The following is an 18,448-nucleotide window of genomic DNA, read 5'->3' on the forward strand; positions in this document are numbered from 1 at the left end:
ACAAGAGAATTTTTTGGGGGCACGGGCAACGAGTGCTTGCCAGCTACTAAGCATGCTGATTAACTCATCTCTATAGCTGGTGCCACACCCGCGGTACCTGTCTGGTGGAAAGGAAAGTGCGTCATGGGAATTCTTGGATTTCTCCTGCTCGGTCTGATTGCGGGGGCCATTGCAAAAGCCATTCTTCCCGGGAGGCAGGGCGGCGGTTGGATAGTCACCCTCGTCTTGGGCGTTGTCGGGGCTATCCTCGGCGGCTGGATCGGTTCGCTGATCTTCGGTGGTGGCTTGGGTGACTTCTTCGACCTCCGGACCTGGCTGTTGTCCATCCTCGGGGCCGTCGTTGTGTTGCTGATCTACGGCGCCGTCACACGCAGAAGCCGGGTCTGACCTGATTTCATAGCACCAAGATCTGCAAGTGGGGTGGGCCCAAGCGAGGGCCGGCCCCACAGGTTCCGGCGTCCCCGCGGCCAAGCGGGGACGCCGGAAGCGACGATATCGCTCGAGCGTGCAGGATCGATCGAAAGAACAGTCGGGGGATGGGCTCGCGGCCGGATGGGAGGTGCACATGACGTACGCTTCGGAGGATTTGACGATGCGCCGTCAGGTCATGGACGTCATTATCGATGTTCTTTCGGCGGTTGCCACAGGCCCCGACGTGCGCGTCAGCCTGTTGCGCCACCTCGAAGAGCACCCGGGCAATCCGGAAAAGGCACTGCTGGCCCACCTGTCGGACCGGAACATCGCCGACGACGTCGCGTAGCGACTTCCAGCCGAGAATGACTTTCGGTCGAAAATGGGGCTACCGCCGCGCCCGGGGGTGCGCCGCGCAGGGCAAACCCGACGGCACATACGAGCGGTACCAGGCAAGCGGTCAGCGACAGGGGATTTGCCCGGAAAGTCAGCCGGCCGCCGTCGTCCTGGGTGTAAACCCCTAGGGGGAAGACGAATCCGCCTCCTCCGCCGCCGGAGCCCGCTGCGTCCGGATCGCCGCCTTCGGTGCCGCCGCCAAAGCCGAAGGAAACCAGCGCAACGGGAACGAGTTCTTTCCCGTCGAGCCGGATCGGCTCCCCGTAGGCCCTGGACACGCCCACATTCTTGAAGGTTTCAGTGAGGGACTTCATCGCATCTGCCATGGCATCACTCTATGTTGCCGCCGGCAAAAGACCCGCGCACTGCGGACGGCCACTGAGAATGCTGTCAAAACGTCTGGAAGCCAACGGTGTGATTTTTCCCCGCCGATCAGATTGTCCAAATCGACTCTGATTGTGCCGTCGGATCGTGTGAACAGTTCGCCGAAGTAGGCGAGTACGGCGTCCCGGCCCTGCTTGTCACCGGACAGCCCGCCGCTGCCTCCCAGATGCCAAACGGCGTCCTCCTCGAACAGGCTTCGAAGAGTGTCCATGTCACCTGCACCGAACGCTTCGTAGCCCCGCCGCACCAAATCGGCATCTTCCTGGGTTCCCATTTCGTTGTCGGATCCCAGCGAGGAAAGGGTTAAGCCCGCGCGAGGACCATGTCGATGATCATTTATTTGCCGGCGTCCAGGCTCGCGGCGTACGCGGATCCGGAAATTTCAAAAACTTCCGCACTTATCAATTCACGCAGTGAAAATCGCAGTAAATTTTCTCCATCGAAAGGCCGATCCGTCAGTTTGGCCCCTACGATGGGCTCGTCTCATAACTCAGAACCCGTGGGGGGAAATCCATGAGCTATCAGCAATATCCACAGCAGCAGCAGGCCTACCAGACGGGAGCCGGCGAACCGCCGCTTTGGGCACCGTACTATGGTGCACCCTTTCCGGTAGCAGTCCGCCGGTTCTTCAAGAAGTACGCCACGTTCTCGGGCCGTGCCAGCCGGAGTGAGTACTGGTGGTGGGCGCTCGCCGCGCTCGTGATCGACATCATCATCAACATCATCACGGCCGTCGGGGGCGCGACGGGAGCAACCGTAGCCGCCAACGGTACTGCAGTGCCAGGTCCGGGCGCCGTGGTTGGCTACGTTCTGCTCGGCATTTGGGCATTGGGAACCATCGTGCCTTCGCTGGCCTTGACCGCACGGCGCCTGCACGATGTGAACCTGAGCGGGTGGCTTGTGCTGCTGGTTCTCGTACCGTTCCTTGGAGCCCTAGCACTGCTGGTCCTGACGATCCTGCCGTCAAAGCCCGAAGGGCAGCGGTTCGACACCCCGGCGGGCTGAGCACGGGGCATGGCCGTAGGGAGCCCGCCGCCGACGGATCACCCGGCCGTCCCGGCGGGCTCCTTTTTGCCCTGTGAAGGGCAGCAGGCCGGCCTGGAGGGCATTAGTGATCTTCCTGCTGGCCTACCGGCTCCGGAGTGAATTTCTTTTCACACATGGTTCTGCGTGGCTCGTTGGTGCCGGCGGATTTGTCCTCGCACTGGCCGGGACGGTCGGGCAGATTCTCGATTCCATCGGGCGGAGCCGGCTGGCGGACCTGATCGGAGCGAACGGGCGCGTGCCGGGGGAGCGCTACCTCTTCTCTTTGGACTTCAACGTCGGTCCTCTGGTGCTGAGCACGCCCTGCTTCTCGTCGCCGGGGTTTTCGAGTTTGGCCGCCGCCTGCAGAAGGACACCGAGGGCCTGGGTCGGCGTCAGCCTGGTGAACCTGTCGGTGCTGAAAAACGACCGGGCAAAGGCGATCAGGTTCTCCACCTTGCGCTATCTGTGATGCCCTGGAGTGCCAGGTCGGGGACCTCCTGGTCACGGCAGGCAGCACAGCCGGCAGTCCCTGACCCCGGTTACGTGCAGGGTCTGGACACAAGAAGGCACCGGACCTACCGTTCAGGTGGCGGTTGCTGTTGGAGGGAGCGGCGACTGCCGAGGGCCCGCTTTCGGGCCACCCGTTATGACAGGAGGAAACAGATGGAAACCGTTGAAGAGACCGTTGATGTCGCAGTTCCGGTCCATACGGCCTACAACCAGTGGACGCAGTTCGAATCATTTCCGCAGTTCATGTCCGGCGTGGAATCCGTAACCCAGCTGAGCAACACCACCAATCACTGGGTTACGAAGGTCGGCGGTGTGAAGCGGGAATTTGATACCGAAATAGTTGACCAGGAGCCTGATGATCGGATCGCCTGGCGCAGCACCGACGGCAAGTCCCATGCCGGCATCATCAGGTTCACGCCCCTGGATGCCAATCACACCAAGGTGAAGGTCCACTTCGAATGGGCGCCGGAAACCGTCACGGAGAAAGCAGGCGCGGCTCTGAAGATTGACGAAATGCAGGTCAAGGCCGACATGCGGAAATTCAAGGACTTCATCGAGTCACGCGGCACGGAAACCGGTGGCTGGCGCGGCGAAGTCGAGGACAGTGGCCCCACCGGGCAGTTCTAGAAAAACCCCGGGCTGTGGACCTGTTGCATGAACAACAGGTCCACGGCCCGTGCCCTTATGCGCAGGGGTCTACTGCGCATAAGTCACCTGTGGGCGGGTCCTGTACGATCGCCCGCCGCTGGCTGACTGTTCTGGCGGCGGTTGCCATGGCGACGGCGATCCCTGCGCTCGCGGCCTGCACCGTGCCGGAGTCACAAGAGTCTGCTGGACCACTGCCGATAACGGTGGAGGTGAACCAGTCGCGCGACCAGTACGGAAAACAGGCCATCCAGCTCCTGCTTACCAACGTTTCCGGCGGACCCCTGACGGTGGCTGCGGCGCAACTCGCGTCGCCACTGTTTCAAGGGGACATCCTGTGGGAGCCAACCGGCGGAAGCCTCGAACTGCCTCCCGGCCAGCCTAAGAGCCTTCCAGCCCGGCTGCCGGCCCCGGTCTGCGGCCGGGACCAATCAACCGCGCAGCAAGCGACCGCGCAGCAGTCAGTCACACAGCAGCCAGTCGCCACCGTGAGGTATTCGGAGCTCGGGCGGGCCGGCCTGCGGGAGGTGGCGCCGGTCGCCGTCGACCCCTTCCGTGTCCTGGAGCGGAACAACACGGAGCTGTGCCTAGCGGCGGAGGCCGCCGCCGTGGCGGACATCGTCCTGGACCGCAGACTTGAAGTTGCGCCGGACTCCCGCACCGCCGTCGTCCGGCTGGTCATCATCCCTAAGGAAGCGGACGGCGCCGGCACGGACATAAGCTCGATGACCATCGCGAGCATCGACGGAACCACCCTGATTGCCGCGCCGGCGGACGAGCCGTGGCCGCGGAACGTCCGCATCGTGCAGGGCGCCCCCCGCTCTGAACTGCGTTTGCGGATCCGTCCTGCCCGCTGCGATCCGCATGCCATCGCCGAGGACAAAGTGGGCACGCTGCTGCCCCTGCATGTGGGTGTGGGAGAACGCGAGGGGCAGTTGAAGATCCCGGCCGGCACAGCACTGCGTGGGCAGATTTATGACTTTGTGACGGCGGCGTGCGCCCCCGCCTAGACGTCGAGGCGCCGGCGGCCCGCGAGGGCTTCCGGCAGCTCCGGCAGGTGAAGGTCGATGTCCCGCGCCGCAGCAGCCGTGCAGACCAGCAGGCGGCCGGCCTTCAGCAGCAGCTGGCCTTTGGCGGGGACCGTCGTGCCCGGCACCTTGCCCGCCGGCGTTGCCGCTGCTGTCATGGCCTTGCTGCCTTACGGATGGGTCCCCTCCGCCGCGGTTCTGGGGCCAGACGACGGAGGGGACGTGTGGGGGTTATTGGTTGGCGCGGGAGGGCTGGGTGCCGGTGAACACCAACGAGGCGACGGCCTTGCCGGTGGCGGAGTTCGGGTTGCAGTCCATTGTGGCGAACGTCCCCTTCATGAAGGAGCCCGACCTGCGGACTTCGTACGGCCGGTCTTCCGTGCCGGTAACGAACACTCTGCCGTCGTTGACTCAAGGTCCCATCGGGTGCCGATCAAGACTGGCTCAAGAAAAACCCGCCCCACTGCGAGCGATGCCAGATTGGCTTAAGTCTCCGACAACGTGCGTGGATGCGGGTGAATCGAATGTTTGCTCGCCGAAGGGCGCCAAAGATGTGCCCCCAGGCCCAGTGGCGTCTTCGGGCGAAACCAGCGAAAAACCCCCTAAAAACCGTAGTTTCTAGGGGGTTTATCCCGAGCTTCCTATCAGAATCGAACTGATGACCTTTTCATTACGAGTGAAACGCTCTACCGACTGAGCTAAGGAAGCACCGCACCAATCAGCCGGTGAAACCGGCCGGTTCATGCAAGAGACAACTGTAATAGAGTCCCCGTGTCCGGGTCAAAATGAGCGCCCCGCTGGCTGCGATTGACGTTGGCAGGACGTTCATTCCGTCGTTGGATCCGGTTCAGGCCACCCACAGCAACGGCGGGAATGCTGGATCCGACAGTGTGGCGCAGCATGCCTGCGCATCAGCGGCAAAGGAGCTCGAGCATGACACCCAACAGCGCAATCTCAACCGGCAGCGCAGTGCGCACTGCCCTCTCGGCGGATGCGGAGGCGGCGGAGCAGGGCCAGCCCGTCCGGCTGGCGGTGCTGGCCATGGTGGGAACAACCGTATACGACGGCGGCCTCATGGACCGCGCGATGTCCCGCACGCTGGTGGAGCAGGGAGTGCCGGCCGGCGCGGCCCGTTTTGAAGGCATGCTGCGCTACGCGCGGGAGCGCTCCGGCATCTCCCGGATGACGGTTTTCGCCGAACTGTTCGACGACCCCCAGGCGGCTACAAGCGCCAACAAGAGGTTCGAGTTGAACTGCGATGAACTCCTCGCCGACGGCGGAGTCCGGGCCGTTCCGGGGGCCGAGGACACCATCGGCTGGCTCCGGGACGCAGGCGTCAAGGTCTGCCTGGCTACCGGCTTCGGGCGCCACACGCAGAACATGGTGCTGGAATCGCTGGGCTGGATGGGCCTGGCGGACCTCAGCCTGTGCCCCGCGGACGCCGGCAGGGGCAGGCCGTTCCCGGACATGGTGCTGACAGCGGTCCTGGCCCTCGACATTGACGACGTCCGGAAGGTGGCCGTGGTGGGGGACTCCGCCGCGGACATCCATTCCGGCCTGCGCGCCGGGGCTTCCGTGGCTGCCGGGGTGTTGACGGGGTCGCACTCCGAGGCGGCGCTTCGCGGCGCCGGTGCCACCGACGTCCTGCCCTCCATTAAGGACTTCCCGGCACTCCTGGAGCGGCGCGCTTCCCGGCTCTGAGGCTTCAGCGACCTGACGCACCGGACGGCGGCCGGGGTGCGGCCGCTACTGCTGCACCGGCCGCCACGGCCGTGCGGTCAGCAGACGGTGTTGTCGGCCGGCTCCTTGCCGTCCACGAGGTACTTGTCCACGGCGCTGGTGATGCAGGTGTTGGACCGGCCGTAGGCGGTGTGGCCCTCACCCTTGAAGGTGAGCAGAGACGCGTTGCCCAGCTGCTTCCGCAGTTCGCTCGCCCACTCCACCGGCGTTGCCGGGTCGCCGGTGGTACCAACGACGACGATCGCCGCGGAGCCGCTGTATTTGACGGCGGAGGGGGTCCGGATGTTCTTGTACGGCCAGTCCGCGCAGTTCGCCCCGCCGTAGGCGAAGAAGTAGCCCAGCGTGGGGGAGGCCTCACGAAGCCGCTGCTCCTCGGCACGCATGGCCGCGGGGTCGCTGCTCGTGGGGTAGTCCAGGCAGTTGATGGCGCTGAAGGCAAGAGCCGTGTTGGACGTGTATTTGCCGTTGGGGGACCGGTTCGCGCCCAGGTCGGCGAGGCGAAGCATGGGGCTGACGTCGCCCTTCATGGCCGCGTCCAGTGCCTGCGTCAGAGCCGGCCAGCTTTCGTTGGCGTAGAGCGGAACGACGATGCCGCTGACGAAGACATTGCCGCCCACTAGCCGGCCGTCCTTGGCCGTACGCGGAGTCTGGATCACGGAGTTAATGAGGTCGCGGATCTGCTGGAGGCCGTCGTCGGCCGTTCCGCTCAGGGGGCACCCCTCCTCTCCGAGGCAATGTTCCACGTAGGCACGCAGCGCCTTCTCGAAGGCCCGGGCCTGGCCCAACGTTAGCTCCTCAGCACTGAGGGACGGATCGATGGCGCCATCGAGGACCATGCGCCCCACATTGTTCGGGAAGAGCGACGCGTAGGTGGAGCCCAGGAAAGTGCCGTACGAAAAACCCATGTAGTTGAGCTTGGAGTCGTTAAGCACGGCGCGCAGGACGTCCAGGTCCTTGGCCGCGCTTACAGTGTCAATGTGGCCAAGCACCGCGCCCGTTTGCTCAGCGCACTTGGCGGCGATGGCCTTGTTATCGGCGCGGAGCACTGCCAGCCCGGCGTCGGTTTCCGGCGTGTAGACCTTTGCCCTTGCCTCATCCCGTTCCCTGTCGGTGAGGCAGGTGACGGGTGCCGAGCGCTTGACGCCGCGGGGATCGAAACCGACGAGGTCGTAGTTGGCGCGCACCGCCTCGGAGAAATTACTGTTGCCGGCATCCCTGACGAAGTCGTAGCCGGATGCGCCAGGTCCGCCGGGGTTGACCAGCAGGCTGCCCTGCTTCTTGTCCCCGGTGCTGGCGATCTTCACGGCGGCGAGTTCTATCGTGTCGCCGTCCGGCTTCGCGTAGTCCACCGGCACCTTGACCTTGGCACACTGCAGATTGTCCTCGCAGGGCTCCCAGACAATCTTCTGGGAGTAGAAGTCCTTCAGCCCTTCGGGCGCGGCCGCCGCTATCGAGGGGTCGGCCTGCCCGGTGGAACCGCCCTGGGAGGACTCGTCCTTGGAGAGGCCAAGGGCACTGCACGATGCCAGCAGCAAGGCAAGCGCCATGGCGCCGGCCGCCCGCATCCCGCCCGCGAGGGTCCGGGGTCGCGAGGACAGGGGCGGTGCAGACATCATGCGGTTTTCTCCTTGTAGGCGGCGTCAGCTTGGTCAGTCAGATGGGTGGCGGTGTGTGGCTTAGATCAGGCTCGCGGCCATTGACTCTACGGCCAACAGGGGTGCGACGTTGGTGGTGGTGATGCGCTTGCGGGCGTTGTTGATGGCGTCCATCCGGGCGAGTGTCACTTCGGGCCCTGACCGTTGGGCGAACTCCTCCAGTTCGCTCCTGAGTTCAACGTTCACGAGTTCGACGGCGTTCCCCAGCTGGATGATCAGGACGTCCCGGTAGAACGAGAGAAGGTCAGTCAGCGTCCGGTCGAGTGAATCGGTGACGGAACGCTTTGCCCGCCGCTTTTGATCGTCTTCAAGCTGCTTCACCTGGCTGCGCATGGCCGGCGGCAGGGTCCCGGTCTCGGGGGCACCCAGCGTTGCCAGCAGGGCGGCCTTCTCGGCGGCGTCGCGCTCCTCATTGGAGCTGGTGGCCTCCTCGGTGGCGATCTTCACGAGTTTATCAGCCATCATCACGGCGGCCGTAATGCCCCGCAGGCCCAGCGGGAACCGGACGGTCTCCAGGCGCCTGTCCCGGGCCTCGCCATCCCGGGCTAAACGGCGGGCGATGCCCACGTGGCTTTGGGCGGCCCGCGCCGCCCGCTCAGCAACGGCCGGGTCCACACCGTCGCGCTTCACCAGCAGGGCCGCCACGTCCGCGGCGGGCGGAAGCCGCAGCGCCACTGCCCGGCACCTCGAGCGGATGGTCACCAGGACGTCCGCGGGGGAGGGGGCGCACAGCATCCAGATGGTGCGTGGGGTGGGCTCCTCGATGGCCTTGAGCAGCACGTTGGTGGTGCGCTCTGCCATGCGGTCGGCGTCCTCCACCACGATGATCCGCCAACGGGCCGAGGACGGCCGGTTGCCCGCGGTGGCCACGAGTTCACGGGCCTCGTCGATGGTGATGGTCACCTTTTCGGTGCGCACAAAGGAGACGTCTGCGTGGGTTTCGCCCAGGATGGTCAGGCACGCCGGGCAGGTGCCGCAGCCGCGCATGGTGACGTCGTCCTGGTCGCAGTTCAGTGCCGCGGCGAATGCCTTGGCGGCATTGGAGCGGCCGGAACCGGGGGGCCCGGTGAACAGCCAGGCGTGCGTGAGCCCCTCACCCATGGCCGCCTGCCGCAGCTGGGCGACGACGGCCGGTTGCCCCTGCAGGTCATCCCAAACGGTCATGGCCGTCCCGGCCGGTCGGTGCCGGTTCGTGCGAGGAGCTGCTCGACGCGCGCCAGGATCAGTCCCGCGATGTCCTCGACAGGCCGTCCTGCCTCCAGCACTAGGTAGTTGTCCGGCCTCGCCTCGGCGAGGTCCAGGAACGCCTGGCGGATCCGGGCGTGGAACTCGTCGGCTTCCGATTCCAGCCGGTCCTCGGCAGCATCCCCGGCGGTGCGGCGGCTGCGGCCCTCGGCCGGGTGGACATCCAGGAGTACCGTCAGGTCCGGCTGCAGACCGGACGTGGCCCACTCATTGACACTCCGCACGGCGTCCGTGCCAAGGCCGCGGCCGGCGCCCTGGTATGCCACCGAGGAGTCGATGTAGCGGTCCGTGAGCACCACCTCACCGCGGGCCAGGGCCGGCCTGATGATCTGGCTGGCGTGCGCGGCCCGGGAGGCGGCGAAGATCAGGGCTTCGGTGTGGGCATCAATGTGGCCGTGGCCGTGGTCCAGCACCAGGGAACGGAGCTTCTCGCCGACGGGCGTCCCGCCGGGTTCCCGGGTGCGCAGCACGGTGAGGCCGCGCGATTCCAGCGAGCCGGCCAGCCGGGCCGCCTGGGTTGACTTGCCGGCACCGTCACCGCCCTCGAAGGCGATGAAAAGTCCGGAGCTCTGCGTATTCACTTATCCAGCCTACCGATTTCCACCGACGAAAATGCCCCGCGCCCGCTTCCGCATCCAGCCAGAAGCAGCCGCTTTCCTAGTGGGCAGGCACCCAACGTACCCTTTGACCATGAGTCTTTCCGATCAGCATGCCGCATCCCTGTCTGCCGAAACGGTGGTTGTGGCCGCCGGCCGTCCGCCCCGTGAACACGATGCGCCCGTCAACCCGCCCATCGTGCTCTCCTCCACCTATTTCGGCACCGGCGCGCTCGACGACGGCGACCGGGGCTACGGCCGCTACTCGAACCCCACGTGGGACCCGTTCGAAGAGGCCCTCGGCCAGCTCGAGGGCGCCTCACTGCCGGGCCTGCTGTACTCCTCGGGACTGGCCGCGGTCAGCTCCGCGCTCTCCCTGATCCCCAACGGGGGCGTCCTGGTGATGCCGTCCCACAGCTATTCCGGTTCGCTGGTCATGGCTGCCGAGCTGGCAGAAAAGGGGCTCCTCGAACTCCGCACCGTGGACATCGCGGACACCGAAGCGGTCCGGGCCCAGATAGCGCCGCAGGACGGCAAGGCGGCGGACATGCTGTGGCTGGAAAGCCCCACCAACCCGATGCTCGGCATCGCGGACCTCCGGGCGCTCACCCAGGCAGCCCACGGCGCCGGCGCCGTCGTCGTCACGGACAACACCTTCTCCACCCCCCTGGTGCAGCAGCCGCTCAGCCTGGGGTCGGACGTCGTGCTTCACTCGGTGACCAAGTACCTGGCCGGCCACTCCGACGTGGTGCTGGGCGCCCTGGTGACCTCTGACGCGGAACTGCGCGAGGCCCTTCTTCACCACCGCATCATCCATGGTGGCATCGCTGGTCCCTTTGAAGCGTGGCTGGCCTTGCGCGGCCTGCGCACGCTGGCCCTGCGGATTGAGCGTTCGCAGGCGTCGGCAGCGGTGCTGGCCGAGCGCCTCAGCGGACACCCGGCCCTGGAGAATGTGCGCTACCCGGGCCTGGTGTCGGATCCTGGCCACGATTTGGCCAAGTCCCAGATGACAAGCTTTGGTTCCATTCTCTGCGTCCAGGTAGCCGCTGCCGGCGGTCTCAGCGCTTCCGAAACTGCGGACAAACTGGTGCGTGCCCTGAACCTGTGGCTGCCGGCCACCTCCCTGGGCGGCGTTGAGTCGCTCATCGAGCGGCGGCGCCGGCACGCTGCGGAACCGGTCAGCGTCCCCGAGAACCTGGTGCGCCTGAGCGTCGGCATCGAAAACGTCGAGGACCTCTGGGCCGATTTGAAGCAGGCGCTGGACGCGCTGGACCGATAGGCTGGGCTGGTGGACGGACGACTACTGATTTTCTACGTTGAGAGCACGGTCTATTACATTTTGGGGCTGATAGCACTGGCCCTCGAGGTGTGGGCCTTCTTTGACTGCGTCCGGCACCGGCCAAACGCCTTTGAAGCTGTTGGCAAGCGCACCAAAACGTTCTGGCTGGCATTGACCGGCGGCAGCCTGGCCGTCGGTGCGCTCTCCGTGCTTGGCGGCGGATCGGGCGGCCTCCTCGGCCCGCTTGGCCTATTTGGCCTGGGGGCAGTGGTGGCGGCCTCCGTCTACCTGGCCGACGTCCGGCCGGCCTTGAAGGACGCCGGCCGCGGCGGCAGCCGAAACATGGGCCCCTACGGCCCCTGGTGACCGCACTCAAAGCGTTGGTGATCCCCGCCGGCACCCTGAGCTCGGAAGCTCGCCCAGGGAACCCTGCCGGCGTGGGCCCAGGCGTCAGTCTGGCGCCACAGCTTCCCAGCCGACGGTAAGTTCCCCGAGCCGCCAGCGCGAGGGGCCATCCTGTACCGGCCACCCGCCGTCGAGCAGCGCCCGGCACATCGCCGTCCACCGTTGACGGTTTCCAAAGGGCGCCAAGGGCGCCGCCTCGAGCCATGCCCGGTCCATCGCCTGCAGCAGCGTGTGGATGCGTTCGCCGGGAACATTGCGGTGGATGAGGGCCTTGGGCAGGCGTTCCGCGATCTCTGACGGCAGCCCGAAACTCCCGAACCGCACTGACATGGTGAGGCTGAGCGGCCGCTCAGCAGCAAGGGCGATCCAGACGGAGCGGCGGCCTATCTCGTCGCACGTCCCGTCGATGAACAGGCCATCCGGAGCCAGCCGGCCTTGCACCAGTTCCCAGATGCCGCGGACGTCCGCTTCCTCGTACTGACGCAACACGTTGAACGCGCGCACAAACACCGGGTTCCCGGGCACCGGAAGTTCGAATCCGCCGTTGTGGAAACTCAGGCCCGGGCGCTCCAGGGCCTTCGCTGCACGCACCCGTTCCGGTTCTATCTCGATCCCGCAGACGCGCACATCCGGCCGTACCGCCCGGAGCCGTTCAAAGAGTTCGACGGCGGTGGCCGGCGAAGCGCCGTAGCCGAGGTCCACCACGAGCGGGTCGGCTGCCCTCCGGAGCCGCCAGGCCTGCGGCCCGGCCAGCCACCTGTCCAGCCGGCGCATGCGGTTCGGGTTGGTGGTGCCGCGGGTCACGTTCCCCACCGGCTTGCCCCGGCTGCTCCGGTTGGTCACCACCCGCTCTGCTTTCTGCACCACGGCACCAGCTTAACGGGGGGCCCTGCCTACGGGATGCGGGCGGTCCTGCCGCGTGATGTAACTCTCGGCAGCGGCGGGCCGCGCTCGGCTAGGATGAAAATCATGACTTACAAGCTGATTCTGCTGCGCCACGGCCACAGCGAATGGAACGCCAAGAACCTGTTCACCGGCTGGGTGGACGTAGACCTGAACGATCAGGGCCGCGAGGAAGCAGCACGCGGTGGGGAGCTGCTGGTTGAGAACAACATTCTCCCGGACATCCTCTACACCTCGCTCCTGAAGCGGGCCATCAACACGGCCAACATCTCCCTGGACAAGGCCGACCGTGGCTGGATCCCCGTCAAGCGCGACTGGCGCCTCAACGAGCGCCACTACGGTGCCCTGCAGGGCAAGGACAAGGCCCAGACCCTGGCCGAATTCGGCGAGGACCAGTTCATGCTGTGGCGCCGCTCCTACGACACCCCGCCGCCCGTACTGGACGACAGCAGCGAGTTCTCCCAGTCCCGCGATCCCCGCTACGCGGACCTCCGCGACGAAATGCCCCGCACAGAGTGCCTCAAGGATGTCCTCGTCCGCCTGCTCCCGTACTGGGAATCGGACATTAAGGAAGACCTGAAGGCGGGCAAGACCGTCCTGGTCACCGCCCACGGCAACTCCCTGCGCGCCCTGGTCAAGCACCTGGACGGCATCAGCGACGACGCCATCGCCAGCCTGAACATTCCCACGGGCATCCCGCTGGTCTACGACCTGGACGAGAACTTCCAGCCGATCACTCCCGGCGGAACCTACCTTGATCCCGAGGCAGCGGAGCAGGCCATCCTGGCCGTTGCCAACCAGGGCAAGAAGTAAAGTTTCCCAGCAAACGGACGACGCCGGCCGGTCACCTCAGGTGACCAGCCGGCGTCGTCCGTTTTAATCCAGTGGAGTTTATTGTTAGCCGTGCTCGATGCTGTTCGGGTGCCAGGCGCCGGTCACAAGGTAGGTGACCTTCTGCGCCACGGACACGCCGTGATCCGCGAACCGCTCGAAGTAGCGGCTGGCCAGTGCAACGTCCACGGTGGTGGCCGGGGATTCCTGCCACTCGGGGCGTGCGATCGCCTTGAAGACACTGAGGTGGAGGTCGTTCACCGCGGAGTTGGCCTTGAGGATGTCGCGGGCAACCTCGAGGTCGCGGGTCTCCAGCAGCTGGGTGAGCTTGTTCGCGATCTCGATGTCCTGCTCGGCGAAGCTCTTGAACGTCCCGGTCAGGGACTCCGGGATCACCATGGCGGGGAAGCGCAGCCGGGCCAGCTGGGCAATGTGGCGGGCAAGGTCACCCATGCGCTCCAGGGATGCGCTCATCCGCAGCGACCCGACGATCATGCGCAGGTCGCTGGCCACGGGGCCCTGCAGGGCGAGGATGTCGATGGCGCGCTCGTCGAGGCTGTTCTGCAGGAAGTCGATCCTGGCGTCCGCAGCGATGACGTCCTGTGCCAGATCGACGTCGGCGCTCTCGAACGACGTCGTTGCCTTGCCGATCGCTTCACTGACCAGCTTTGAAATCTCGATGAGGTCCTCGCCCACATGGGCCAGCTCCTCCTGAAAAACCTTGCGCACGTAGGCGTCCTTTCCTTGGAAACTCCGCCCCGCCGCGGCGGTCAGAATTTCGTGTCACCGTTCCGGCAGTCCAACCGCACACTCTTCCAGTGTTCGGTGAACTGATACACACCTCAAGATGAACGTTAGCTGAATCCGCACCGCGTGGGCCGTTTATCGGATATCGGGGGTTCCCGGAAGCATAAGCTGGAGGCGTGGATCCAATGCTCTTAGGTGTCATCGCCGGCCTGCTGGGCCTGTCGTTCGGCGTCTTTGGCGTGCTTGCCTTCCGTGCCAGCGAGAAGCAGCGCGAGCTCGTGGACATTGAGTACGACGAACCGGCGCTGCCCCAGGGGTCCGCAGAAGTCCTCGCCGTCGTCGGGCAGGCGTTCGTGGTGGTGGACGCGATCGACGGCGTCGTCCGGGCAAGCCCGGCGGCCTACGCCTACGGGCTGGTGCGCGGCCACACGGTGGTGCACCGCGAGCTGCTGGACATGACGGCGAACGTCCGGCGGGACGGCGTGATCCTGGAGAGGCAACTTGAACTGCCCCGGGGACCGCTCGGCAAGGGAACCATCATCGTGCAGGTCCGGGCAGCAATGCTGGGTGAGGAATACATTGTCCTGCTGGCCGATGACCGCACTGAGATTACCCGGACGGAGGAGATCCGCAACGACTTCGTGGCCAACGTGTCCCACGAACTGAAGACGCCGGTCGGCGCCATCTCGCTGCTGGCCGAAGCGCTGGAATCGTCGGCGGACGATGAGGACGCCGTCCGCCGCTTCGCCAAACGCATGCACAAAGAGTCGGCCCGCCTCGCCGCGCTGGTGCAGGACATCATTGAGCTGTCACGGCTGCAGGGCGCGAACGTGGCGCAGCAGGGGCACCCTGTGGACATCAACGACGTCATCTCCGAAGCCGTGGACCGGTCGCAGCTGCCCGCAGAGAGCAAGAACATCCAGATCGTCATTGGCGGCCGTGCGGAGGCGAAGGTCTACGGTGACCAGGACCTGCTGGTCACCGCGCTGCGCAACCTCATCGACAACGCGATCCGGTACTCGCCGGAGAACACCCGGGTGGGCATCGGCGCGCGGTCCAGGGAAGGGCTGGTTTCCGTCTCCGTCACGGACCAGGGCGAAGGCCTGTCACCCGAGGACCAGGAGCGGGTGTTCGAACGTTTCTACCGGGTGGACGCGGCCCGGTCCCGCCACACCGGCGGAACTGGTCTGGGCCTGAGCATCGTCAAACACGTTGTTTCCAACCACGGCGGGGAAGTCACGCTGTGGTCGCAGCCCGGCCAGGGCTCCACGTTCACCCTCCGGCTGCCGGAGATGGAAGGGCAGGAAGACTCGTCCGCGCCGGAACCGCGCTACCGCACTGCCCAGGAAGCCACAACGCTGGCCCCCGACTCACCGCGGGGCCAGCCCGACCGGCTGCAACAGTCCAACGAACCACACGACGCCGCCGGCGTCCACGAACGAGGAGCTAACGCTTGAGCAGGATTCTTATTGTCGAGGATGAGGAGTCGTTCAGCGATCCGCTGTCCTATCTACTGGGCAAGGAAGGATTCGAGGTGGAGGTCGTGGACAACGGCCTCGACGCCATCACGGAATTCGACCGCAACGGGGCAGACCTCGTGCTGCTCGACCTGCAGCTGCCGGGACAGTCCGGCACGGAGGTCTGCCGGCAGCTGCGTCAGCGCTCCACTGTCCCGGTCATCATGCTGACCGCCAAGGACACCGAGATAGATAAGGTCGTCGGGCTGGAGCTGGGCGCGGACGACTACGTCACCAAGCCCTACTCCTCCCGCGAGCTGGTGGCCCGCGTCCGCGCGGTGCTGCGGCGCCAGGGCGAACCGGAGGAACTCATCGCCTCCACCGTCCACGCAGGCCCCGTGCGGATGGACATCGAGCGGCACGTGGTGAGCGTCGACGGCGAGCAGGTGTCGCTGCCGCTGAAGGAGTTTGAACTGCTGGAGATGCTGCTGCGCAACTCGGGCCGCGTGCTGACGCGGGGCCAGCTGATTGACCGTGTCTGGGGCTCCGACTATGTGGGCGACACGAAAACGCTCGACGTCCACGTGAAGCGGCTGCGCAGCAAGATCGAGCCCGACCCGTCCCTGCCGAGGTATCTGGTCACCGTGCGCGGCCTGGGCTACAAGTTCGAGCCGTAGAAGTTTTGCTGCCGGCCCGGGCGAGGCGCCGACGACGCGAAGCACCGATAAACACGGAGCACCGATAAATACGAAGAAGGAGGGGTTCCCGGCCGGGAACCCCTCCTTCTTCGTATTGCTGCTCTAGTAAGCGGCCGTCAGTGGCCTGCGCTGCTAGTGGCTTTCGGTGGGCGTGGCCGAGGCAGTGTCGCTCGGCGTTGCAGTTTCACCCGGCGTTGCGGTCTGGCTCGGCGTGCCGCCGGGCAGGTAGGCGGCGTATTCCTTCAGCGTGCCGTCCACCACAGGAATCTTCACGGTCTTGTTGACGTTGGTGCCGTCCTCGGTCACCTGGACGTCCACGAGGGATCCGGGTTTGCCGCCGGACGTGCTCAGGATGGCTTCGTCCGCGGATTCGTTGAGCAAGGTGTAGGAGTTCTGCTTCACCGGAACTTCGGTCTGCGCGCCTTCGGCTCCCTTAAGGGTGACCTTGACGTCCTTCGAAGAGGAGTTGTAGACGGCGCCGATGACGCGGCCCGGCTGGTTCTCGCCCGCGGAAACGATCAGCATGTTGCGCAGCTGCACCGGTCCGACCTCGGCGCGGGTTCCGTCGGAGGCAGCGTACTGGTGAGAGGTCTGCTGGGCGTTGACGTAGCCGCAGCCCGTCAGGGCCAGCAGGCCGGCGCTCAAGGCGGCTGCCGCCATTGCCATCTTGCCGCTCTGGCCCCGGTTCATCGCAGTGAAACGCACGTCACGCACTCCTCGAAAAGTCTTGAAACAGTTTTCAGGCATAGCCTATCGGCAAAGAGCGCCAAACAAGGATTCGGCCCCTCCACATGACCGGCCCCTCCGACGCCGCTTCAGGGGGGCCTGAAGCCGTCGACGGAGACCCGCAACTACCCGCGCGTAACGCTTGTGGGCCTGCATGCGATGCACTATTGTTCGCGTTCGTCAAGGGGTCTGGGTGGATGATTTCGGCCATTTTCCGCGGATTTACGGGGTTCCGGGACCGTTTCCATGCCAGTCATATGCCTTAATCGTGATAAACTGGTCTGCGGGAAAGGGGAAAGTCCACATGGTTTTTGAGGTCGGCGAGACAGTAGTTTACCCTCACCACGGTGCAGCAAAAATTGAAGAGATCAAGATGCGCACTGTCAAGGGCGAAGAGAAGATGTATCTCAAGCTCAAGGTGGCTCAGGGTGATCTGACCATTGAAGTTCCAGCAGAGAACGTTGACCTTGTTGGGGTTCGCGACGTAGTGGGCAAAGACGGTTTGGAGCACGTGTTTGATGTGCTCCGCGCCGAGTTCACTGAGGAGCCCACCAACTGGTCGCGTCGTTACAAGGCAAATCTGGAGAAGCTTGCTTCCGGCGACGTCATCAAGGTTGCAGAGGTCGTTCGCGACCTGTGGCGCCGGGATCACGACCGGGGCCTTTCCGCAGGCGAGAAGCGAATGCTGGCCAAGGCCCGGCAGATTCTGATCTCAGAATTGGCCCTGGCTGAAAAGACCGACGAAGAGAAGGCTGCGAGCGTTCTCGACGAGGTCTTGGCTTCCTGACAAGAATTGAACCCCGGTGGCAAAGTGCCGCCGGGGTTTCTTCTTGCCCAAAATTACCCGGCCCAAAAACACCCATCTAGGTAGCAGCTGATGGCGTTCCCAGCGGTGAGAACGCCCGCAGCTGCTACCCAGATGGGGGAGCAGTTGGGTGATGGAGGGGGAGTGCGGGTGGGACGTAGGCTAGAGCGCATGAACACTGCACCCAAGCTCCCCGTGACAGCCGTGATCCTCGTCGCCGCCGGGTCCGGGCAGAGGCTGGGGTATGGCATGCCGAAGGCCGCCGTGCCGTTGGGTGGTGAACCGATCCTGATGCACGCGCTCCGCGGGATCGTCGCGGCAGGCATTGCCAGCCAGGTCTGCATCGCGCTGCCGGCCGGTGATGAGGAACTCCGCCGGCTCTGCGAAGACTTCCGGGTGGAGCTGGTCGACGGCGGCCCGCTCCTCACCATGGTCGACGGCGGCGCGTCCCGGGCGGATTCCGTCCGTTCCGCTCTGGCCGCCATCGAGGACGGCACGGAAGCGGTTCTGGTCCATGACGCCGCCCGCGCCCTGACGCCGGAGAAGGTTTTCCACCGGGTGGCCCAGGCTCTGGCTGCCGGCGCCGATGCGGTGATTCCTGTGATTCCGGTGGTGGATACCGTCAAGACGGTCGCCGCCACCGAGGGGCCGGCCACGGACATCGCACCAGAACTCGTCACCGGAACCGCCCCCCGCGAGGAGCTACGGGCAGTCCAGACACCGCAGGGCTTCAAGGTCTCCGTGCTGCGGCGGGCACACGAAGCGGCCTTAGGCTTCGATGAGCGCCAGGCCGCCGCGGTGACCGACGACGCCATGCTGGTGGAGCTTCTTGGCGTGCCGGTGCACGCCGTCCGGGGAGCCAGCCAGTCCCTGAAAATCACCACACCGCTGGACCTCATCATCGCCGAGGGCCTGCTCGAGGGACCCCTCGGCGCCCGCTGGGTGGAAGGCTGACAAACCA

22 protein-coding genes, 1 tRNA gene and 1 pseudogene are annotated in these 18,448 nt (G+C 65.5%); 14 read left to right on the plus strand and 10 right to left on the minus strand.

Annotated features, from left to right (window positions below; translation table 11 throughout):
- Positions 1–123: 123 nt before the first annotated feature.
- Together J7I85_RS18960 and J7I85_RS18965 are read left to right on the plus strand one after the other, a co-directional pair.
- Complete coding sequence (locus tag J7I85_RS18960) at positions 124–387, plus strand: GlsB/YeaQ/YmgE family stress response membrane protein (RefSeq protein ID WP_214855263.1); 264 nt, start codon at positions 124–126, stop codon at positions 385–387.
- A gap of 178 nt (positions 388–565) precedes the next feature.
- Positions 566–760: a hypothetical protein gene (locus J7I85_RS18965; RefSeq protein ID WP_214855266.1), complete on the plus strand. Its 195-nt coding sequence runs from the start codon at positions 566–568 to the stop codon at positions 758–760.
- 357 nt (positions 761–1,117) lie between these two features.
- Here the strand turns inward: J7I85_RS18965 and J7I85_RS25205 are convergent, their stop codons facing one another.
- Positions 1,118–1,465 carry a nuclear transport factor 2 family protein gene (locus tag J7I85_RS25205; protein WP_251024548.1) on the minus strand — a complete coding sequence of 116 codons (348 nt, stop codon included), beginning with the start codon at positions 1,463–1,465 and terminating at the stop codon, positions 1,118–1,120.
- 239 nt (positions 1,466–1,704) lie between these two features.
- On the opposite strand from J7I85_RS25205, the gene J7I85_RS18975 reads away from it, so the two are divergent.
- From J7I85_RS18975 to J7I85_RS18990, 4 genes and pseudogenes are all read left to right on the plus strand, one after another.
- Entirely contained in the window at positions 1,705–2,196 is a 492-nt protein-coding gene (locus tag J7I85_RS18975) for a DUF805 domain-containing protein (protein ID WP_214855270.1), read from the plus strand.
- A 406-nt stretch (positions 2,197–2,602) separates the two neighbouring features.
- Positions 2,603–2,750: pseudogene (locus J7I85_RS18980) on the plus strand (helix-turn-helix domain-containing protein); the annotation flags it as partial.
- A gap of 130 nt (positions 2,751–2,880) precedes the next feature.
- Positions 2,881–3,354, plus strand: coding sequence for an SRPBCC family protein (locus J7I85_RS18985; RefSeq protein WP_214855273.1), 474 nt, complete (start codon positions 2,881–2,883; stop codon positions 3,352–3,354).
- A gap of 146 nt (positions 3,355–3,500) precedes the next feature.
- Entirely contained in the window at positions 3,501–4,382 is an 882-nt protein-coding gene (locus J7I85_RS18990) for a hypothetical protein (protein ID WP_251024549.1), read from the plus strand.
- Here the strand turns inward: J7I85_RS18990 and J7I85_RS18995 are convergent.
- The 3 genes from J7I85_RS18995 to J7I85_RS19005 form a co-directional block, all read right to left on the minus strand.
- Positions 4,379–4,558, minus strand: a complete 180-nt coding sequence (locus tag J7I85_RS18995) for a hypothetical protein (protein WP_214855276.1) — start codon at positions 4,556–4,558, stop codon at positions 4,379–4,381. The genes J7I85_RS18990 and J7I85_RS18995 overlap by 4 nt on opposite strands.
- A gap of 73 nt (positions 4,559–4,631) precedes the next feature.
- A complete protein-coding gene (locus J7I85_RS19000; protein ID WP_214855279.1) occupies positions 4,632–4,796 on the minus strand; it encodes a hypothetical protein in 165 nt (54 codons plus the stop codon).
- A gap of 239 nt (positions 4,797–5,035) precedes the next feature.
- Positions 5,036–5,108, minus strand: a tRNA-Thr gene (locus tag J7I85_RS19005).
- A gap of 225 nt (positions 5,109–5,333) precedes the next feature.
- On the opposite strand from J7I85_RS19005, the gene J7I85_RS19010 reads away from it, so the two are divergent.
- Positions 5,334–6,101 carry an HAD family hydrolase gene (locus J7I85_RS19010; protein WP_214855282.1) on the plus strand — a complete coding sequence of 256 codons (768 nt, stop codon included), beginning with the start codon at positions 5,334–5,336 and terminating at the stop codon, positions 6,099–6,101.
- A gap of 77 nt (positions 6,102–6,178) precedes the next feature.
- Here the strand turns inward: J7I85_RS19010 and J7I85_RS19015 are convergent, their stop codons facing one another.
- The 3 genes from J7I85_RS19015 to tmk all read right to left on the minus strand — a co-directional run bounded on the left by J7I85_RS19015 (position 6,179) and on the right by tmk (position 9,621).
- Complete coding sequence (locus tag J7I85_RS19015) at positions 6,179–7,753, minus strand: alpha/beta hydrolase (RefSeq protein ID WP_214855445.1); 1,575 nt, start codon at positions 7,751–7,753, stop codon at positions 6,179–6,181.
- A gap of 63 nt (positions 7,754–7,816) precedes the next feature.
- Positions 7,817–8,959: a DNA polymerase III subunit delta' gene (locus J7I85_RS19020; protein WP_214855285.1), complete on the minus strand. Its 1,143-nt coding sequence runs from the start codon at positions 8,957–8,959 to the stop codon at positions 7,817–7,819.
- Entirely contained in the window at positions 8,956–9,621 is a 666-nt protein-coding gene (gene tmk / locus J7I85_RS19025; protein ID WP_214855300.1) for a dTMP kinase, read from the minus strand. The genes J7I85_RS19020 and tmk overlap by 4 nt, the downstream gene beginning before the upstream one ends.
- Before the next feature lie 109 nt (positions 9,622–9,730).
- Here tmk and J7I85_RS19030 point away from each other — a divergent pair, with 109 nt between their 5' ends.
- Together J7I85_RS19030 and J7I85_RS19035 are read left to right on the plus strand one after the other, a co-directional pair.
- Entirely contained in the window at positions 9,731–10,915 is a 1,185-nt protein-coding gene (locus J7I85_RS19030; protein WP_214855303.1) for a PLP-dependent aspartate aminotransferase family protein, read from the plus strand.
- 9 nt (positions 10,916–10,924) lie between these two features.
- A complete protein-coding gene (locus J7I85_RS19035; protein ID WP_214855306.1) occupies positions 10,925–11,281 on the plus strand; it encodes a DUF2516 family protein in 357 nt (118 codons plus the stop codon).
- Between the two features lie 84 nt (positions 11,282–11,365).
- On the opposite strand, the gene J7I85_RS19040 is transcribed toward J7I85_RS19035, so the two are convergent.
- Positions 11,366–12,187: a class I SAM-dependent methyltransferase gene (locus tag J7I85_RS19040; RefSeq protein ID WP_214855310.1), complete on the minus strand. Its 822-nt coding sequence runs from the start codon at positions 12,185–12,187 to the stop codon at positions 11,366–11,368.
- A 102-nt stretch (positions 12,188–12,289) separates the two neighbouring features.
- Between J7I85_RS19040 and J7I85_RS19045 the strand changes: the two genes are divergently transcribed.
- Positions 12,290–13,036, plus strand: a complete 747-nt coding sequence (locus tag J7I85_RS19045; protein ID WP_214855313.1) for a phosphoglyceromutase — start codon at positions 12,290–12,292, stop codon at positions 13,034–13,036.
- A gap of 84 nt (positions 13,037–13,120) precedes the next feature.
- Here J7I85_RS19045 and phoU read toward each other — a convergent pair whose 3' ends face one another.
- A complete protein-coding gene (phoU, locus tag J7I85_RS19050; protein ID WP_214855328.1) occupies positions 13,121–13,783 on the minus strand; it encodes a phosphate signaling complex protein PhoU in 663 nt (220 codons plus the stop codon).
- 203 nt (positions 13,784–13,986) lie between these two features.
- On the opposite strand from phoU, the gene J7I85_RS19055 reads away from it, so the two are divergent.
- Entirely contained in the window at positions 13,987–15,258 is a 1,272-nt protein-coding gene (locus J7I85_RS19055) for a cell wall metabolism sensor histidine kinase WalK (protein WP_214855448.1), read from the plus strand.
- Entirely contained in the window at positions 15,255–15,935 is a 681-nt protein-coding gene (locus tag J7I85_RS19060) for a response regulator transcription factor (protein WP_214855331.1), read from the plus strand. The genes J7I85_RS19055 and J7I85_RS19060 overlap by 4 nt, the downstream gene beginning before the upstream one ends.
- A 153-nt stretch (positions 15,936–16,088) precedes the next feature.
- Here the strand turns inward: J7I85_RS19060 and J7I85_RS19065 are convergent, their stop codons facing one another.
- Positions 16,089–16,661 carry a hypothetical protein gene (locus tag J7I85_RS19065; RefSeq protein ID WP_308159552.1) on the minus strand — a complete coding sequence of 191 codons (573 nt, stop codon included), beginning with the start codon at positions 16,659–16,661 and terminating at the stop codon, positions 16,089–16,091.
- Between the two features lie 325 nt (positions 16,662–16,986).
- On the opposite strand from J7I85_RS19065, the gene J7I85_RS19070 reads away from it, so the two are divergent.
- A complete protein-coding gene (locus tag J7I85_RS19070; protein WP_003801164.1) occupies positions 16,987–17,469 on the plus strand; it encodes a CarD family transcriptional regulator in 483 nt (160 codons plus the stop codon).
- Positions 17,470–17,658: 189 nt separating this feature from the next.
- Positions 17,659–18,441, plus strand: coding sequence for a 2-C-methyl-D-erythritol 4-phosphate cytidylyltransferase (ispD, locus tag J7I85_RS19075; protein ID WP_214855334.1), 783 nt, complete (start codon positions 17,659–17,661; stop codon positions 18,439–18,441).
- The last annotated feature ends 7 nt before the right edge of the window (positions 18,442–18,448 follow it).

Origin of the sequence: Arthrobacter sp. ISL-65 (genome assembly GCF_018613795.1) — a bacterium.
Taxonomy (GTDB): domain Bacteria; phylum Actinomycetota; class Actinomycetes; order Actinomycetales; family Micrococcaceae; genus Arthrobacter.

Coding starts and splice junctions, on each gene's coding strand:
- J7I85_RS18990 (WP_251024549.1), top strand. CDS start 3,501: ATGGCGACGGCGATCCCTGCGCTCGCGGCCTGCACCGTGCCGGAGTCA.
- J7I85_RS19070 (WP_003801164.1), top strand. CDS start 16,987: ATGGTTTTTGAGGTCGGCGAGACAGTAGTTTACCCTCACCACGGTGCA.
- J7I85_RS19045 (WP_214855313.1), top strand. CDS start 12,290: ATGACTTACAAGCTGATTCTGCTGCGCCACGGCCACAGCGAATGGAAC.
- J7I85_RS18995 (WP_214855276.1), bottom strand. CDS start 4,558: ATGACAGCAGCGGCAACGCCGGCGGGCAAGGTGCCGGGCACGACGGTC.
- J7I85_RS19015 (WP_214855445.1), bottom strand. CDS start 7,753: ATGTCTGCACCGCCCCTGTCCTCGCGACCCCGGACCCTCGCGGGCGGG.
- J7I85_RS18960 (WP_214855263.1), top strand. CDS start 124: ATGGGAATTCTTGGATTTCTCCTGCTCGGTCTGATTGCGGGGGCCATT.
- J7I85_RS19010 (WP_214855282.1), top strand. CDS start 5,334: ATGACACCCAACAGCGCAATCTCAACCGGCAGCGCAGTGCGCACTGCC.
- J7I85_RS19020 (WP_214855285.1), bottom strand. CDS start 8,959: ATGACCGTTTGGGATGACCTGCAGGGGCAACCGGCCGTCGTCGCCCAG.
- ispD (WP_214855334.1), top strand. CDS start 17,659: ATGAACACTGCACCCAAGCTCCCCGTGACAGCCGTGATCCTCGTCGCC.
- J7I85_RS25205 (WP_251024548.1), bottom strand. CDS start 1,465: ATGGGAACCCAGGAAGATGCCGATTTGGTGCGGCGGGGCTACGAAGCG.
- J7I85_RS18965 (WP_214855266.1), top strand. CDS start 566: ATGACGTACGCTTCGGAGGATTTGACGATGCGCCGTCAGGTCATGGAC.
- J7I85_RS19055 (WP_214855448.1), top strand. CDS start 13,987: ATGCTCTTAGGTGTCATCGCCGGCCTGCTGGGCCTGTCGTTCGGCGTC.
- J7I85_RS19030 (WP_214855303.1), top strand. CDS start 9,731: ATGAGTCTTTCCGATCAGCATGCCGCATCCCTGTCTGCCGAAACGGTG.
- J7I85_RS18975 (WP_214855270.1), top strand. CDS start 1,705: ATGAGCTATCAGCAATATCCACAGCAGCAGCAGGCCTACCAGACGGGA.
- J7I85_RS18985 (WP_214855273.1), top strand. CDS start 2,881: ATGGAAACCGTTGAAGAGACCGTTGATGTCGCAGTTCCGGTCCATACG.